General features: G+C 55.0%; 14 protein-coding genes and 1 tRNA gene. 8 read left to right on the top strand and 7 right to left on the bottom strand.

All coding sequences use genetic code 11. The features are described 5' to 3' along the window. Positions 1 to 157: 157 nt before the first annotated feature. The 7 genes from lexA (at position 158) to SH528x_RS16435 (ending at position 5,807) form a co-directional block, all read left to right on the top strand. A complete protein-coding gene (lexA, locus tag SH528x_RS16465; protein WP_442511611.1) occupies positions 158 to 811 on the top strand; it encodes a transcriptional repressor LexA in 654 nt (217 codons plus the stop codon). A 5-nt stretch (positions 812 to 816) separates the two neighbouring features. Next, complete coding sequence (locus tag SH528x_RS16460) at positions 817 to 2,010, top strand: hypothetical protein (protein WP_442511610.1); 1,194 nt, start codon at positions 817 to 819, stop codon at positions 2,008 to 2,010. Beyond that, complete coding sequence (locus tag SH528x_RS16455; protein ID WP_442511609.1) at positions 1,967 to 2,908, top strand: hypothetical protein; 942 nt, start codon at positions 1,967 to 1,969, stop codon at positions 2,906 to 2,908. The genes SH528x_RS16460 and SH528x_RS16455 overlap by 44 nt, the downstream gene beginning before the upstream one ends. 106 nt (positions 2,909 to 3,014) lie before the next feature. Continuing rightward, a complete protein-coding gene (locus SH528x_RS16450) occupies positions 3,015 to 3,221 on the top strand; it encodes a hypothetical protein (protein ID WP_442511608.1) in 207 nt (68 codons plus the stop codon). A gap of 50 nt (positions 3,222 to 3,271) precedes the next feature. Beyond that, complete coding sequence (locus SH528x_RS16445) at positions 3,272 to 3,769, top strand: DUF2924 domain-containing protein (protein WP_442511607.1); 498 nt, start codon at positions 3,272 to 3,274, stop codon at positions 3,767 to 3,769. Continuing rightward, on the top strand, positions 3,766 to 5,304 hold the full coding sequence (locus SH528x_RS16440; protein ID WP_442511606.1) for a recombinase family protein: 1,539 nt from the start codon (positions 3,766 to 3,768) through the stop codon (positions 5,302 to 5,304). Before SH528x_RS16445 ends, SH528x_RS16440 begins: the two co-directional genes overlap by 4 nt. Next, on the top strand, positions 5,301 to 5,807 hold the full coding sequence (locus SH528x_RS16435; RefSeq protein ID WP_442511605.1) for a hypothetical protein: 507 nt from the start codon (positions 5,301 to 5,303) through the stop codon (positions 5,805 to 5,807). Before SH528x_RS16440 ends, SH528x_RS16435 begins: the two co-directional genes overlap by 4 nt. 93 nt (positions 5,808 to 5,900) lie before the next feature. Here SH528x_RS16435 and SH528x_RS16430 read toward each other — a convergent pair whose 3' ends face one another. From SH528x_RS16430 to SH528x_RS16405, 6 genes are all read right to left on the bottom strand, one after another. After that, a complete protein-coding gene (locus SH528x_RS16430; protein ID WP_442511604.1) occupies positions 5,901 to 6,182 on the bottom strand; it encodes a hypothetical protein in 282 nt (93 codons plus the stop codon). Positions 6,183 to 6,870: 688 nt separating this feature from the next. Beyond that, entirely contained in the window at positions 6,871 to 8,265 is a 1,395-nt protein-coding gene (locus tag SH528x_RS16425; protein WP_442511603.1) for an IS110 family transposase, read from the bottom strand. A 290-nt stretch (positions 8,266 to 8,555) separates the two neighbouring features. Continuing rightward, the gene (locus tag SH528x_RS16420; protein WP_442511602.1) at positions 8,556 to 10,307 is read right to left on the bottom strand and encodes an LVIVD repeat-containing protein; all 1,752 of its coding nucleotides are present in this window, start codon (positions 10,305 to 10,307) and stop codon (positions 8,556 to 8,558) included. Positions 10,308 to 11,277: 970 nt separating this feature from the next. Further along, positions 11,278 to 11,350: transfer RNA gene (locus SH528x_RS16415), tRNA-Asn, on the bottom strand. 444 nt (positions 11,351 to 11,794) lie between these two features. Continuing rightward, on the bottom strand, positions 11,795 to 12,283 hold the full coding sequence (locus SH528x_RS16410; RefSeq protein ID WP_442511601.1) for an ATP-binding protein: 489 nt from the start codon (positions 12,281 to 12,283) through the stop codon (positions 11,795 to 11,797). 688 nt (positions 12,284 to 12,971) lie between these two features. After that, complete coding sequence (locus SH528x_RS16405; RefSeq protein WP_442511600.1) at positions 12,972 to 15,434, bottom strand: cytochrome C; 2,463 nt, start codon at positions 15,432 to 15,434, stop codon at positions 12,972 to 12,974. A 431-nt stretch (positions 15,435 to 15,865) separates the two neighbouring features. On the opposite strand from SH528x_RS16405, the gene SH528x_RS16400 reads away from it, so the two are divergent. Continuing rightward, positions 15,866 to 16,366, top strand: a complete 501-nt coding sequence (locus SH528x_RS16400) for a CBS domain-containing protein (RefSeq protein ID WP_442511599.1) — start codon at positions 15,866 to 15,868, stop codon at positions 16,364 to 16,366. Between the two features lie 601 nt (positions 16,367 to 16,967). Here the strand turns inward: SH528x_RS16400 and SH528x_RS16395 are convergent. After that, on the bottom strand, positions 16,968 to 17,429 hold the full coding sequence (locus SH528x_RS16395) for an MgtC/SapB family protein (RefSeq protein ID WP_442511598.1): 462 nt from the start codon (positions 17,427 to 17,429) through the stop codon (positions 16,968 to 16,970). Positions 17,430 to 17,837 lie beyond the last annotated feature (408 nt).

The following is a 17,837-nucleotide window of genomic DNA, read 5'->3' as shown; positions in this document are numbered from 1 at the left end:
TCAATTTTTTCATCCAGCGATTTACGGCGGAATTGAATTTGCTAGCAAAATCTGACTAGACAGGACAATCGGCATGACTAGATTTCCTTGTACACGAAACAAAGTCTATCAGCGCTAATTCGAGCCGCAGGGAATTCATCGCCATGGAAGCACAGTCATGAAGCCAACCAAACCCGGACGAGGACGACCACGCCAAGACGCCATCACGGAAGGTCAATCGCGAGCACTCGACGAACTGTCCGCCGCGATCGACCGAAACGGCATCGCACCAACGATGACCGAACTCGGTGAAAAGCTTGGGATCAGCGCCGCCAGCGCGCATCAACTGATCCTGCAACTTGAACGCAAAGGTTATGTCGACCGTCAACCGCGAAAGGCGCGTAGCCTCCGCGTATTGCGGCGGCCCAGCCAAACGATCGAGTCGATGAGCAGCGTAAAGTTGGTTGGTGTGGTCAAAGCCGGTCCGGCAATGTTGGCAGAAGAGAACTGTCTTGGCGAAATCATGGTGGCATCGTCGCTCGTCGGTCGCAGCCCATGCTTCGCCCTGACCATCAGCGGCGACAGCATGAAGGGGGCCGACATGCGTGATGGCGACGTTGTGATCGTTCGCCGGCAACCAATCGCCGAGAATGGCGAAATCATTGTCGCCTTGATCGACGACGAAGCGACGGTGAAGCGGTTGGAAACGAATGACGGAGAGGTTCGGTTGTTACCGGAAAATCGGAAATACAAACCAATCGAAGTTCAGCCTGATAGCGACTTTCGTGTGCTCGGAAAAGTCATCGGTGTTTCTCGAAAGTCTGAAAGTTAGCAAACATGTCACAACCTGTTGCCATTTCGACCGTCTTGCGTACGGTCCCCAGTCATTTACTCCAACGTTGGTTCGACGATCACGTGCCCGGTCAATTGCCCACGCCAATCAAAAAACTCAGTGAGCGTGAAATCGAACCTCTTCTCGCATTCCACGCCGAGTTGCCGCTGGAAACACGCAACGAGATGGACATCGACCTGCAAACGGTCCATTCGTTCGCCAACGAAGCCGGAATGAACGCGTTCAACGACGGTGCGAAGTTGCACCACGTGACGGATCTGATGCAACGTATCCCCGACGACCTCGACCTGCATGGACGAGCGATGTGGGTGCGTGTCTACGAGCCGGAAATCTTCAAGTCATCTTTCATGTTCCTGCAGCTTGAACAATCTCAGTTTTGGCGGCGACGAAACGATGTGCCTGCCGAACTGACGATTTTGCCGGATGCAGAGGAGAAACTCAGTTCGGCAATCTCGGCTTTGTTGCGATGCGACGGGCGTGGTTTGTGCACGTCCGTTGAGACGATCAAACGGCCCGAGGTGATTCACTTTATCGTGTATACCGACGACTACGTTCGCCGTGAAAACACTCACGATGCCAACGGCAAGTTGATGTCGATCGCCATTCGACCCACGGTGCAAATCATCTTTGCGTATTACCCGTTGATCGGCGCAATGCAAATGGCCACGTCGATCAAGCAGCCACGCAAAGCCCAACTCGAACCGATCTTCGCGGAGACCGTGCTTGGTTGGGAATTGGGGCTGTACGAAAGCGGGCCGGCGTATGAACTCGGGCACCTCAAAGATCCGAACTTTGATTTGGTCACGGATCCGGCTGACAACATTCGGGCTCGCATCGAAGGCATGGCCTTTTTCAATACGCAAACGAATCGTCCTGTTTCAGTTTCCGTCGACCGCAAGAACCCCGATGACACGATTCAAAGGGCGATCGAGGAAGAACTATCCAAGCAACCCGGTTCGCAATGGCACAGGGATGTGAAATCCGTTGACATCCGAATCTGGTTCCCGACGTCGCAGCATCACCGAGCCAGCAGTCCGACGATCAAGGTCACGCCTCGATCGTGCAACGTCGCACGTCTGACATCGGACCGCGCTGAGATTGTTCAAAGGCATCTTAGAATGTGGGGAATCGACCATGGAGCCGGCGAACAATCCGCTCTGGCGGCAATGGGAGGCTGAGCACCCCACGTTTCGACTCGGTGAAGTCAACGGCCGATGGAAGGAGCCACTCGCTCCGTTCCTTCACGCCGGCGTGCTGTGTCCAACGATCGCCGCTGGCGATTGGTGGTGCGACGAATGTTGCGAAGCCCACGAGGTCAGGTACCACGACTTCCCCAGCGGCCGGTGCGGGTACGTGCTGTGCTCGTACGGTTCAACACGTCTGCCGCGTGATCAAACCGACCAATTGAAGATCGACACCGCCACGCTCTTGCAAAAGTTGTTCGCCGGTTCGCGGACGAAAATTCATCCCATTGTTGGCGAGCGTTTATGGAGCATCGGCCGGCACACGATCGGTTCGCGCAGTCGCGAACTGCAATTCGTCCGCAGCATCGTTCCGCGACACGTCGACGAGATCGCTAGCCAACTCGTTACGCACCCCAAAGCGATCCTGTTCACGCCCACGAAAGGGTCCGCAGCTTTCTGGCAAACTCGCGTTCCCTGTGTCACCATCGCTTTGGAACAAGTCGTCTCTATGTCCGGCTCCACCCACACCGTCGATTGGCAAGCAGTCGAAGACCTACTCGGCGGCCAAACGCGAACTGACAAAGAACCACGCAAACAACGTCAAAAACGAGGCACTCGAACCGCCAACATCGAACGCCTGCGAGACGAACTCAAACGTCATCTCTACGCCGCGGCCGATCACGCCGTTGCCACCGCCGAGTCCGACGCTGGCATCACCCTCCTGCCACGGCCCAGTAAAACGCAACTCGCCAAACTCTCTGGCCTCTCCAAATCCGACGTCACCCGTTGCTTCGCAGACCCCACGGCCAACGAACTTCGCCTTCTCTGGCAAACCGCCGACGACCTTGAAGCCGTCCTCCGACTCCGCGGCCGATCCAGCCTCGCAAAATAGTTCTCCGCACTTTTCGTGATTCGGCCATTTATTCCGGTAGGTCTACAGGTGGGAGCGGTTGTCGTTAACCGCTCGATCTTTTCCGCAGACCGAACGGGACTCCAAATTGCGATCTTCTTTTGCAACCAAACCTTCAATCGGCGACCAGCAACGACGCAGTGACCTCGTCGATCTACTCGCCAGCGTCATCGTCGACTTTCTCGCCCGGCCCACGGTCGACACAACCAAGCACGCCGGTACAATCGTTGGCGAAAGTTCGGAGAACTTGCGTCATGCTCGCTTGAGTTCGTCGGCGACAGACCGCTCTCTGTGACCACGTGGTGAACGACCGCGAGAACAACACCCTTTTCACAGAGAGAACCCATGCCCCTGAACATCGACAAAGAGGTCGCCGCAATGAAGCGGATGACCGTCGGCGAACTGCAATCGAAGTACGCCGAAGTCTACGGCGAATCGACCAACGGCCGCCACAAACAATGGCTCATCAAGCGAATTGCTTGGCGAATGCAGGCCAATGAGCACGGCGGCCTTTCCGACCGAGCACTCGCCCGCGCCCGCGAAATTGCCAACACATCGGACTTGCGAACCACGCCGCCCGGTGAATCGACGCCGCCGCCGAAACGTATCCCCGGCACCGTGCAAATCCATCCGCCGGCAGGCGACGACCGCTTGCCGGCTGTTGGGCTGACCATCGAGCGGATTTACAAAGGTATCACTTACGAGGTCATTGTCCGTGAAGGCGGCTTTGAGTTTGAAGGCGAATTCTACAAATCGCTGACCGCCATCGCCAGACTCATCACGGGATCGCATTGGAACGGCTACCGATTCTTCAAACTCATTCGCAAAGGAGCCGACCAATGATCCGATCGACAGATTCCAGCAAGGTGAAAACGGTTCGCTGCGCGATCTACACTCGCAAGAGCACCGAAGACGGCCTCGAACAAGAGTTCAACTCGCTCGACGCCCAACGCGACGCCGGCGAAGCGTTAATCGCCAGCCAAATCGGGGAGGGCTGGGAATGCTTGCCGACCAAGTACGACGACGGCGGCTACACCGGGGGCAACCTTGATCGCCCCGCGATGCAGCGACTGATGGCCGACATCGACGCCGGTAAGATCGACTGCGTCGTCGTTTACAAAGTCGACCGACTCAGCCGATCGTTGATGGACTTTTCCCGTGTCATGGAAAAGTTTGATGCCCGCGGGGTCGCGTTTGTTTCGGTGACGCAGCAGTTTAATACTGCCAGTTCGATGGGCAGGCTGATTTTGAACGTGCTTCTCTCGTTCGCCCAGTTCGAGCGAGAAATGATCAGTGAACGGACGCGTGACAAGATCGCCGCGGCTCGACGTCGAGGCAAATGGTCCGGCGGAATGCCGCTGCTTGGGTACAACGTGATTGACACCAAGTTGGTCGTCATCCCAGAAGAAGCCGAACGCGTCCGCCAGATCTTTGGGTTGTACCTCCAGCACGATTCATTGCTCGACACCGCTAATGAACTCAACGACCGTGGCTGGCGAACGAAGCAATGGACCACCAAAAAGGGCGCACGACGTGGAGGTAAGCTGTTTGACAAAACCAACCTGCACACGCTACTGACTAATCCAACCTACATCGGCAAGATTCGGTACCGCGAAGAAGTTCACAACGGCGAACACCAAGCGATCGTCGACGACGCCCTCTTCAATACCGTTCAAAAACGATTGAGAAAGAACGGCCGCGGCGGTCACGAAAAAGCACGTAACCAACACGGTGCTTTGCTTCGGGGTGTCCTTCGCTGCAAATCCTGTGATCGCTCGATGATCCACAACAGCAGCACGAAACGCAATCGACGATACCGCTACTACGTCTGCGGTGGAGCCCAAAAGCGAGGCCACGCGACATGCCCCGCACCGTCGATTCCCGCCGACCAGATCGAAACCTTCGTCATCGGCGAAATCAAAGCCATCGCCACGGATCAAGACTTGATTGCTGACATCTATGAGCAATCGCAAGCTAAGGTCAAAGTAAAACTCGACGAATTGGTCCGAGAACGAGATTCACAAATTGAATTCCTGCGGTCTTACCACGGCCAGGTGAACCATCTCGCCGTGACCAACGGCCCAATGGAACTCGTTGCCGACTTGCAAACGCGGATCACGACCGCCGAACGCCGGCTCAATGAGCTGGAAGAGCAAATCTATGCACTCGAATCCAAATCTCCCAAGCAAGTCGACATCGCTGATTCACTCGGCCGCTTCGACGAACTTTGGTCAACGATGAAACCTCTCGCCCGCAACGAGTTGATCGAAGCCCTCGTCGACCGAATTGACTTTGACGGAGTGGCCGGCACTGTCGACATTCACTTCCACCCCACCGGCATCACCACGCTAGGCCAACAACAGGACACCAACGCATGAGTACCCGAACTCCCGACCAACCCGACACCGCCCTCGTCACGCGATCGTTCACCGTCACCCGCCGCTGCCACGGTCGCCGCGCCGTCACGCCCGGAACGCCGCCACAGTCGCCCCCAGCGGGCCGACTGCCGCGAGTCACGAAGCTACTTGCCCTCGCAATCCACTTCGACGAACTAATCCGCACCGGCGCGGTCACGTCGCAAGCCGAACTCGCCCGCCTCGGCCAAGTCTCACGCCCCCGCCTGACCCAGATCATGAACCTTTTGCACCTTGCCCCTGAAATCCAGGAGCAGATTCTGGATCTCCCGCGGATCACAGCCGGCCGAGCACCGGTGACGGAACGAGACATCAGACGCGTCGCCGGATCACCAAACTGGCGAAAGCAGAAACGGCTCTGGAGGCAGATCGGCGGCAAAATCACCGATCCAAAACCTCTGCGGAAAAAAGATGCCGCGCAAACGCCTTTGGTTTCCCAGACGTCCGCATTGATTGCCAATCGGTAATCAGAGTCTGGTAGCTCAACCGCCGCGTCCAACGGATCCACCGAATTGCGTTCGGTCGTGAATACCTCGTGCAGTTGGACAAAGGCTAACGGACTATTCATCCGGCTGATTGGATTTGATTTTCTTTAGTCCATCATGAATTTCCAGCCCGTCAAGATATTGTTCTGCTGACTCGTAGGCACCATTGTCGCCTTTTCCAACAAATGTAGTCTGAACGTTTTGGGGTTCTGTGGAACGTGACACTGGCATAATCGTAGCGACGGAGACGCCGGACTTTGGTCCTGGCCCGACAAAGATGGCGTAGCGATAGTATTGCCCAGGCATTCCGTAGTTATCAACGTCGTCGCTGTAGTAAGTGATTAGGTCGTGAGGCATTAGAAATGAACTTGTAAAATGAAAAGTTGATGCCAAATCGGCAGTTCAACGATGCTGTTCCGGCGGAAGCAATTTCCGGACTAATCGTTTGGCTCTTTTGAAGAAGAAAATATCCCAGGACTCATGTTTCGTGTCGAGAGTGCATCTAAATGATTCAAATTCGGAACACATCCTGTGAAAATTAGCATTCTCTGCTCGGCTCCGGTGACTGCCATGGGGAATTCAAGTCCTGCGCGAAAAATTCTTGTGATTGCGTACATTCTTCGTGCCACCGGATGGTGGTTTTTTAAATTGCGCCGATTGAGTTGCTCCGATCCCATTTGAGGATCCTCTCTGACGTCAATGATCACGTTCTCGCCATACAGGTAATACATAAGAGGAACGACCCCAAACTGCCATATCAGGCGGTGGTGATCCGTCAGAGCGCCATGCACCGGAAAGGCAGGAATGCCACGGCCGACGAAGGCGGTGTGGATCCTCACACGGGCTCAGGGTCGCTCCTCAATTTCTAGTGAATTGGATTTGTTTATTTCATTTTGGGGAACTCCAAGTCTAGCAAGAACTGCTGTCAGTAGTTCTCCTATTTCAACGGGGCCGCGTCTACGTTCCGAGTGTTTACGAAGCACACTCGCCACCACAATTGCTTCGTGTCCTTGCGTGTGACCAGGCAATTGTTCCACGGCTCTAGTCAGTCCGCCAACACTTGTTGCATGGGTGTTTGGTGTATTCGATGAAACTCGCGAAGCTTTTCCAAAACTGAGTCGGGCGCACGAAAGGCTGGATGTCTCAATGGTTGATCTCCAGCCAAACACGCGAAGGCTAACCTCGAAAACTTCTTCGCCGTCTTTACACGACTCGCTCGAATATCGACTCCACGTGCGAAGTCCTGTTCTGCAAGTCCACGATAGTACGCGCAATGGGCAGCGAGGTTGTCCGCGATTCGCATTAACGCGCATCGTAAGCGTCGGTTCGCCTTTCGGATAATTGGTCCGCTCGAGTCAGTTTGATCACTTTGGTGCCGCGATGGAAACAAGCCGCATCTCCCAGTGATAGCGTTGGCATTTGCATATCCATCAATTGGGCCCATCTCGCCAGCGAGATCCGCTGCTGAAACGACATTAATTCCAGGGATCGACATCAAACGTACATACGGAGTTTGAACAAGCACGCTCGCTAGTTCCCGTTCAATCGCCGTAATTTGCTGGTTCAAATGCTGATACAACTCTTCCAAGTCTGTCCAGATCGCGTGGTGCAATGCTCCGTCTCGAATGGGTGCATCAACTGATTGCGATGCCCAACTGATGATCTTGTCAATCGTGCGTTTGTTGCATCGAAGTGACTCCTTTCGCAGCCGCTTACAGATTCCGTCGCGACCGAGCTTTAGGACCTTCGCTGGCGATTCGCAGCAACGGCCAACCAACATAGCAGTTTGATGTTCGAGCAATCGATCAAACAAGGCGGCATACCCTGGCATCGATAAGTGCAGGTTGTCACGTATTTGACAAGCGAGGCTCGACGATTTCTCTACGAGGTTACGCCGATGACGCGATCGAAGTTGCAATTCACGATAGGTGATTGGGAGCTCCCGCTCACAGAGACCGAATCCAGCGACTGCAGCACGATGTTGTGCGTGTAGATCGGTCTCATCTGTCTTGTTCCCTGGGTCAGCTGGCATCCGATACTGCTTGGTTGCAAAAGGATGCACCACGCGTGTCTCAAAACCGGCACTGGCGAAGGCACGTTTCGGCGCGAGGTGGTAGTTCCCGGTTCGTTCAACGACGACAATCGTGTCCTTGATTTGATGCTCTTGCTGAGCTTGGCGAACGAGCACGATGGCAGCCTTGAAATGTCCAGACTGATGTTCAAGCGTTTGCGGTTCGATAAGCAGCTTCCCGAAGTAATCGGCCATCATCCATTCCGAGCGATTCTTAGCTGGATCGATACAAACGATTGCAAATCGGTCTCCACCGACCTTGGTAACGCGATTCGTGATGGCACCACTTGGTTTCTGCAAATGCTGACGGTTTTTGGCACGCGACTTTGTGTGGGAACGACGTCGGCTACCGCTGAGTTTACCGGCCATGACACTCTCCAGATTGAGGAATGGAAGCGAACTCCAAATTTTCCCCAAGACAATCCAATTTGCCTATTTTATTCCAGGAAAGAGTATTTTCTCTCTCTTTAGTGTCATACCTGGCCGACACCGGAGCGTGCTCCGGCTTCATCGACCGGTAGCTCGAACCAGACAATCCGCAGTCGGCCACCGGAACACTCCAACCGACCGGCAGCTCCCGAAAAAGAGTCCGCGCACCATTTCTTTCCCGGGTAAAATGGGTTGCGCTCGCAACAGAGCGATGTGTTTTGGGTTGATGACTACTCGGTTCCCTCGACCTTCTCCGTATAGCGAATCACTTGCAGTGCTCTCGCTCCCTTGTCGTCATCGACCGCGACAAACGCCAGCTCTCCGAAGATGTCCACCTCGTTTGCCCGCCCCTTTGTTTGGTAATAACCGACACGGCGTACGTTCTGAGGTTCCGAAACGTCAAGCACTACAATGCCCGCCGCGCGATCAGCAAGCACTGCCAAATCGCGGGAGACGGAGACGTCCTGAGCTCCATCCGTCGATCTGTAGACTCCTGTCTGAACAGGAGCCATTGGGTCCGAAGCATCGATGATCTGCAACCAGGAGGCACCACCATGCATCGAAGTTGCGATGTAAGCCGTTGATCCGACAACGTCGACCCCTCTTACCCAACGGCCCCGGCCCACGAAATTGCTTCGCGTTACAAGCGTTTGCGGATTCGTCGCGTCAGCAATGCGAAGCCCCCCCGCGTTTGCAAGATAGATTGTCGATCCCGCGACAGCGATGTCGTAGTTGCTTAAGCCCTTGGGCGTACTGTGCGACGCAAGCAGCCTCGGACTGCTTGGATCAGATACGTCGATCACGTGGAATTGCTGTGTATCCGCATGGCCGTTCCAGTTCGCGGCGAACACCAGTTTTCCCGAATGGTGGACAAGCTCTGGTGGGTTACCCGGCAACTTACAACTGCCGAGTGCCGAAGGTGTCTCTGCATTCTGGATATCCCAACTCTGAATGGTCGAGCCGTTGACGGACCAAGCTGTATTTGATTCGGCTGCGATCAATCGCGACTTTTCGGGAAGACGGAACCATTCAAAAAGAACAAGTAATGGATCGTCGTTAAACATCCGTGATACGACTTCACGCTGTTGAATGATGATCCTGTCACCATCGACCTCGACCACTCGTGCCTCGCCATCGATAACACCAACCAGTTCGGCACCCGGCTTTTGGATCAATTGTTCCCGATCAACACCGACATCGCTTGCCTTGGGCTTGCGGATCGCTGTTCCCACTAAAAATGCCTCTTGATCCGAGCCGCTAACCTTAACGCGGAGCTTTTCACCTTCCGATACCAAATCGACGTTCAGCAGTCCAAACATGCCGCCGTCGAGGATCCAACGGAGTCCGTCAGGCGTGCTCTGAACCTGGTCGACCCTTTTCTGCGGTCCCTTCATCTCGAATCCGCTGTGGCCCACGATAAGATCCTCATCTGATTCCGTCACGACCATTCCCAGACGAATAGCCCTGGTCGACTCGGCATTCACTCGCCGCAACGAGAGCTCCCATGCACCGAAGAACTCGCGAGCCTGCACGACCGTCTTTTTCGATTCAACCAACTGCTTTGGCGCGGGGGACGCATCGGTCACGGGGACTCGGTGAGCCGTGATGGATTGCCTACGTAGCGTATCGCCCTCACCGGTTACAACAGACCCACTCATGGTTTTGCCAAGTACTGTTAGCTCGACTCGGACGTCTAGAGGCTTGACTCCGTATCGAATTCTCAGGACATCTTCTTCGAGGTTTACGCGGTCGGTCGTGACTGCGCCCGCACCACTTCGCAGCGTTACTTTCCAGACGTCTGCTTGATGATCAATCTCGAGATCGACCGACTCGGGTGACAGGCGTGAGTCGACGGACATCACCCACGCTCCAACTATTTCCGAAGGCTCCATCGCAATGAGAGGATCGGGTGAAATCGCGATCATCGCGACAGCCAGAAAGCTCATGAGCGCCGAGCGAAGCGGAAGAGAAGTAACCATCATTTGAATATCAATCTAGAGGTGATGCGGGCAAGCGCAGCTCATGAGAACGATTCAAGAGTCAAGCACGACGCGCTGGCAAATTACTACTGACCAGGTGATTCATTTCCTCGTTGAGATCTATGATCGGACAGGAGTTCACCAGCGACTCGACGCACGATGCTCAAGATCGCAAGATGTGCTGGTAACTTCACGGTACCGACGCGAACACGAACCGGCAGAAGACGAAGCAACTGAAGGAAAACGGACGGTGTACTACAGGCGAGTCAAAACCCGAAATCACTTCATCGTCCGGATTCAATCGCACTACGGGGCATCGACCATACAAGTCTTCCTCGTATCATTCAAAAGAGCCCACTGTTACGCGAATGCCGCGCGATGTTTCTGGGAATTACTGCGCTAAATTTGTCCAAGAGGCACAGGAAGATCGGGAAAGAGCGGAACGCGTAACGGACATGAAACCGCCCTTGATTGGCCGTCGCCACGGTTTTGTTCGGCGCGGCGGGTGCATCGACCGAGGTGAGTTACGCGTTCCGCTTCGGCGCGTCGGTCGCCCCCACCGCCTTCAATTCGTGATCGTTCCATCACTCTTCAGCGGCATCACCCGAAGCGACTTGGATATTCCTGTTCCATGCGTCCGTCTCTTCGCCGAAGAGAGCATGTCGTGGTTGCAAGCTGATTGACCAAGCTTCCGCCTCAAAGCCGCTGAGTCCGTATGCGTTGCGTTAACCGGGTTGATCGGCAAACCAGAGACGCTGAGAGTTCTCTGGTGGGAGTGGCGTGAGCCCGGAGCTGACGGTTGGGGTCGGGTTCGGGCTGGCGGTCTCGGTTAGAGAACCGAGAGCGCGATGGGCGGCGACGTGGCCGGGCAAAGGTGCCCGAAACGCGGGTAGAAACGAAAAACGCCCGCGAGCCGTTGCACGGCTGCGGGCGTTAAGTGGGTTGTCTGAAAATTCCAAGATCTTCAGTTTAGCTCCCCCGACAGGACTCGAACCTGTGACAAGCGGATTAACAGTCCGCTGCTCTACCAACTGAGCTACAGGGGATTTTTTAAGTGGCTCCCTTGCGGAATCACTTAGACTTTCTTTCTCGGCAATTCCTTGCCGATGACTCTCTTAATTTGCCGAAAATTTACTGAAACTACCGTGCCGTGGCAAGGGCGGGGACGCCAGAAATTGACTCAAGGCCGCTTTTTTCCATTACACCGCTGATTCTGCGAAAACTCATGCGTGTTCGTCGCCTTTTATTGAACGAAATGCTGCTCCTCGATCGCTTGAGACCGACTCTCGCGGCGAATTTGAGAAAGGAGAGGCCCCGACGCCTTTCGCTCCCCGTTTGAATTGAGCCACTTGGTCGCGGCAAGGTTCGGACTGAAGTGGCGGTTGTGATGAGGGCTGGGGAGGGAGAATGCGAGAGGCGTGGCGGCTTCTGGAATGATGCAGGGAGGGCTGATGACAGGCTAGAAGCCTATCCCACATTGGGGGCTGCGGTTAGGTTTGCGAATCGCCTTCGAGCGGGTTGTCGCCCTTGATCTTGATCATCGTCACTTCGTTGCCAACGTCGTTGTAATACACCTCGCTCATCACTTCGCCGATCAGCAATACTCCGCGGCCACCGGGCACCTCCAGCAGGCACTCTTGGCGTGGATCGGGGACTTTTTCGGGGTCAAACCCTTCGCCCTGATCGCGAATCCGGATCATCACTCGCTCGTTACAGCACGTCATTTCGACGTCGACCGTCTTGTCGCGAGCGTTGCGGTTGCCATGACGCACTGCGTTGACGATCGCTTCTTCGTACGCCAATTGCACGCGAAACAGATCCGTCGCAGGCCACTCACGTTGGCTCATCTCTTGAATCAGATCTTCGACTAGGTCGCTGCCAATCCGGGTGTCGCTGGGGATCGTGCGTCTCTGCGTCCAGGAAGGACGGTGGTTGGTGCCCATGACAGGTGTCTCTTTTCGCACGTGTTCTGAACTCACGTTGTTTGGAACGAATGAGGGGTGGTTGTTGAATTGATCACCGCGTGCCTTTTTACATATCGCGTTGCTGCCGGAAAAACCTGCAGCGATTTACCGACTCTCGCTCTGCGAAAATCCCGCTACAAGCTTCTTTCGCGTCGCAAAAGTCGGCGATGATATCGTTATCGGCCGATGTCATATTCGATCTGGCGTTTTTCGTAAACAGCATTCCAAACGTATCCCCCCAGACTTCGCGTTCACCCGTTTGCATGCAAATCAATCACCGCTGCTGCATTAAGGCTCAGTGAATGAGCACGATGCGGTAATTCAGCGGGGATTTCACGCTTCCACCGAACGATGCTCTGGTTCGCGTTTTACGGGGACAGCTCGCAATAAAATGCTCGGCTCACCGCAAATTCATCCAGATCCGATGAAAAATTCATCCGCTGTATCCGCGTTCAGCAAATGGCATGCCTGACGGAAGCTATAGACTCTGCGGTTTTGGGGAAGGGGGCAAGCGGATGACAGGGGAACTGACGACAGGTTGCAAACCTGTCCCACGCAAGGGTGGACGAAACTCTTGACGACATGTTGATTTAGTGAGCCGCTCGCGCGTGAGCGGCCGGGTCCCGCGCACTACCCGGTGCCTTACGGCCCACGGCTCAGCACTGAAATTTGGATTTGGGAGGGCTGACGACAGGCTGGAAGCCTATCCCACATTTTTGCGGCGGCGGTACCAAACTACCCCCAAGACAGCGAACAGTGGGAGCGTGACGATCCCGATCGCTTGGCCCCAGGCACTCGAGAGCACGATTTTGTTGAGCAGCGCATCATGCTCGCCGGGCGACTTGGGAATTTGACCTGTGTACTCAGCCACGTGATGCAGCAAACTGACGGCTAGCGAGGCAGTCGGAATCTCTTTGTGACACGCAATACAGGTTCCTTCGCGGCTGATCCGGTCGAGCTCGTCCTTGTTGAACGCTCGCGACAACTGGAAGTGATGCCCCACCGTGGCAACCTGTTGCCCTTCGCTGTCGACAATCTGAGACCAGTCGTGGTCGAGGTTTTCGATCGCTTCCATCTGAGCCTGCGACTGCTTGGGCAGGATCGTGCCGTCGATTGTTTCAAGATCCACCACGTGTTGCTCGTTCCAAGGACGCGTCGAACCGATCCCCAGTCCGAGTGCTTTGTTGGATGCATGACACGATTCGCACGAACGTGCATTTTTGGTGATCGTATGCGGCTGAGTCGGGCTCATGTCGATCGACAACTGGCCATCCTCGCCGCCGCCTTCGCTATACGCTTCGGTCTTGAAAATATGGTTCAGCATCAGTGGCTTACCGTCTTCACCGATCACGGTCACCGAGGTTTGACAGCCAGGTGCCAGCGGGCTGACGCGTCCTTCGCCATTGATTCCCAACATCGGTTCTTCCCAGCGTTCGTAGCTGCGACTCTCGCTGACCTTTCCAGGGATAATCGTATCGAATCCCTCTTCGCCTCGATCGGCTCGGTGCTCGTCTTCGCCATGCAGACGCCCGGCGGCGACCCAGTCAAACCCTTGTTTGGATTCGTTGCACTCGGGACATTTGTCCTTTTGAGTGAAGTCGATTTTGACGTGGCATCCGTAACACTGGGGCGTCCACGAGGCGTGGCACGAGTAACACTCCATCTGCTGCAGATGCGAAGTCACGCCTTGCATCGCTACACGGCCGCGTTCGCTGATCTTGTCTTCTTGCATCAACGTCTTCAGCGGCTTCATGCGGATGTCGGCACCCGCTGCGGTATAGACAATAATCTCGTCGCCATCGCGGACCACGTTTTCGTACGGATTACCACGAGCGGTCAACAGAAATCCGTCACGTTTGTCGACTTCGGCGCCTTGCAACGTATGCGGCAATGGCGTGTCGGTCAGTCCTCGCGGTTCGCCAGTCGCGGGCGATTCATCGAACTCGTCCATAAACCCGAGCGGCAAGTCCCAGGGGAATTGATCAGGTGTACCATGGCAATCGGAGCACTCGATCTGTACCGCGGCCAAGTTCGCACCGGCAAGAAAACCATCGCCGTGAACATCAAGCGAGGTGTGGCAGTCTTGGCAAGTCATTCCCTTTTGGTAGTGAACGTCTTGTTCCATCGCGATGTAATGTTTCGTATGCAGTTTGGGTTGGTCGCCACCGTCTTCGGCGTACGGCGAATGGAACGGTGTCTCCATCAGTCCTTGGAACGACACTCCGATACGTTTGCCACGGTCGTGACAGGTCGTACAGGTTTCCACGGGAATCCCGCTGTACGTTGTACCGTGAACGGTGACTTTGGCATCACGAGTGCCTTGAATCGAATGCACCAGCGCGTGGCCCGGTTCATCGTGCGGAATCGATTGATCGTCGCCTTCGTAAAGACCTTCGTTGCCATAGGGTACGTGGCACGAGGAACAGCCCATGCCGCGAAAATCGCCGCGTTCTTGTCGTCCTTTGACCGCGTGATGACAGCGCTGGCATTCTTGGCGAATGTAGGTGAACGCAGCGAGTGACGGATCCTGTTCCAGCTGACTGAGTTCATCGCGTTTGAGTGCATCTGGAAGCGGTTCGTGGCGATCAACGAAAACGTTTGGCTCTTTCTCTTTTAGCACGGCCATGTATTTACGATAGGCATCGGTGCCAAGTCGCTCGCTCGGATCGGCTGGATTTTCGACCGCGTAGTTTGCCCATTTATGTTCATATCCGGTTAGCGATCCAAACGCCCAGCAGACGCCCTGGATCTTGCCCGCTTCGGTCATCATCAAACTCTGCCACTGGACTCGAACTTGGTCCTCATGACATTGACCGCATGTTTCCGAGTTCACCCAGGGGCTGCTCGGTTGCGGATAGAAATTGTCGCCACCATGAGCTTTCTCCTTATCTACTTTTTCCGTTGGGTCACCGTTGTGACAGACAACACAGCCCGCCGGATCGCCCAAGGCTTCGCCTCGCTGCATGATCTGGTTGAGCATTTCCGACCCGATCTCGCGAATTGGTTCAACTTCGGAGTGACACGCCATGCAACCTGATTCAGCAGCGGCGGGGAAATGATCCAGCAGCCGATCGGCGAAACAGGGGGGCATGACCGACAAACAGACAAACGCGACTGAGAGAGCCACCACAGCGGTGTGGAACCGTGTGAAGGTGGAAAGCAACATGAAGCAAGAGCTTGAAGAGAAAAGTTGAATAGGAGAGCGGCGGATTATGACAGATAAGCGTAAACGGTTCGCCCCAGTCTTTCGGATAATAGACGAAATACTTCGGTTATCGAACGCTTAACCGATGCGGGAACCCGCAAATTCGAGCTGCCATGTTTCTGCATGCCGTACGTCCGATTGACACTCGTACATCCCTCGGTGGTGTCAGCGGCAAATCACGAAGCTTGGTATGAGATTCGCAAACTCGATGAATCGGTTGGTTGTGAAACGGAGCACGAGCAACGCGGGCAGTAGCCGCAAGACGTCATGGCCGACAAGACGCGTCGCGACGTTTGACGACGCCATCGCACAAGCGACCACAGTGACACTCGGTGTGCATTCACAGCATTGGTGTAAATGTCCACCGCTAAATTCAATGAGGAACATGAACGATGAAGACTCAAGCCTCGCCAACAGCGCAAGACCTTATGAACCGTGATGTCCGGACCATCGCCCCCGACATGCATTTGGTCGACATCGTCGCTTTTCTGCAAAAGCACAAACTATCCAACGCACCGGTAACTCAAAAGGAAGGGAACCAGCAACGTTTGTTAGGCTTTATCTCGGAGGGTGATTGTCTGGAGTGCTTGGCAAACGAACTGTTTTACGGCAATCCGAGTCCGGTGCAGACGGCAGAAACGATTATGAAGCGACATCCCACATGTGTGACGCCCGCGACCGACATTTTTACGCTGACGTCGATCTTTATGAGTCACCAATTCCGGCACTTGCCGGTCGTCGAGGGGCCGATGCTAGTAGGCATCGTCAGCCGTCGTGACATCCTAAAGTCGCTCGACAAGTACTATCGTGAATGGTCAGAAACCCGAGATCACGAACGGTTCCCGGTGGACATGCGCGAGATCATGAATCTTCGCTTTTTAGTCGGGAAATAGTCGGTCGTTTGCATTCGATTTTGAGACAAGGGGGCACACCCAGACCGCCGCACATCGCACACAGTGTGTGCACCAACGCGCGACTCGTTTTTCCGCCTTAGCTGTTTTTGCGGTAGGGTTGAATAAATCAATTACAAAGTGTGAACCGTGGGCCGTAGAGCATCAGGAAGAGCGGAGAGCCCCGGCGCAGATGAGAGTGTCCAAGTTGAAAAAACGACGTATGAGCAAGGGATTTTCGGTAGCGGGGGTGCGTTTTTTTCCAGTTGACTCAGCAGTCAGCGCACCCCAGACGAGTGACTGCTGAAGTAATCTATTTCAAATGCCTGTCATTCTGTCCGCTCTCACCTCGCCAGGGCAGCAGCAGCGAGTCACCTCGCCCGAGCGTAGCTTGGGAAAGGTCGAACGGGCCCTTTAGGCCTCGTTCGGGTGAGGGCCGACCGCGCAACGCGTCTCCACTTGCTCGGTCGGCCCTCACCCGAGCATCGCTGAAGGCTCTGCTCGACCTCTCCCCGAAACTGCGTTTGGGAGAGGTGACGGGACGCTTGCACAACGTAGGAGCCACGACCGCGCACGCCAAAACGGCTAACTCAATCAACCGAGATTAATCGTTGGTCGGATCTGCGTTTTTTTGAACTCGTTTCCGTTGGTTCAATAGACGCTCTTCGATCGGCCGCAGACCGACGAGTACGACGATCGTTAAGAGCACGCTGGTGACCGCGAGTGGGTATTCGCCTAACCCACACGCCGTTCCTATCGCCGCGGAGAGCCAGATGGTCGAGGCGGTCGTCAATCCAAAGACTTCGTGCTTTCGATCCGCTTTCAAAATCGTTCCGGCACCAATGAATCCGACGCCAGCTGCAATCCCTTGCACGACGCGGGTCAGATCGACCGGCAATTGCGACGTCAGTTCACTACATGCCAAAACGAACATCGCAGAGGCGAGTGAAACCAACATGTGGGTGCGGAGACCGGCGGAATGACCACTCATCTGGCGTTCGATACCAATCAATCCGCCGAGAAACACAGCGGCAACCGTCGGTAACCACACACTGCTGTAGCTCATGTCGTTCGCCTCGATTGTGATGAAAAAAGGTGCAATTGAGTTTAATCGGCGTACGGTTATGCAAATAACTCGGCTCCCTTGATCTCAATATAACCGCATCGATCGCTCCATTTCACGTCCGCAGTCGATCTTCGCAATCGGACGATGCCGAACATCTGCTTTAACAAGTAATCCGCTGGCGAAAAATTTGCCCTAGTGCTTCGTCCCGACCAAGAATGGGGATTGGCCGTAGCAGAAGTCGTCTACGGCTTGTTGATTTAGTGAGCCGTGACGCGTCAGCGGCTGGGTCCCACGCACTACCCGGTGCCTTACGGCCCACGGCTCACAGCTCACCGTTGCGATTTGCATTTGGATTAAATCAACAAGCCGTTAACAAGTTCCCGTAAAGCCGCGACCAAATCGACGGGT

The organism is Novipirellula methanifontis (genome assembly GCF_052161655.1).
In the GTDB taxonomy this organism is placed as follows: Bacteria; Planctomycetota; Planctomycetia; order Pirellulales; family Pirellulaceae; genus Novipirellula.
This window is presented reverse-complemented; position numbering and strand designations above follow the sequence as displayed.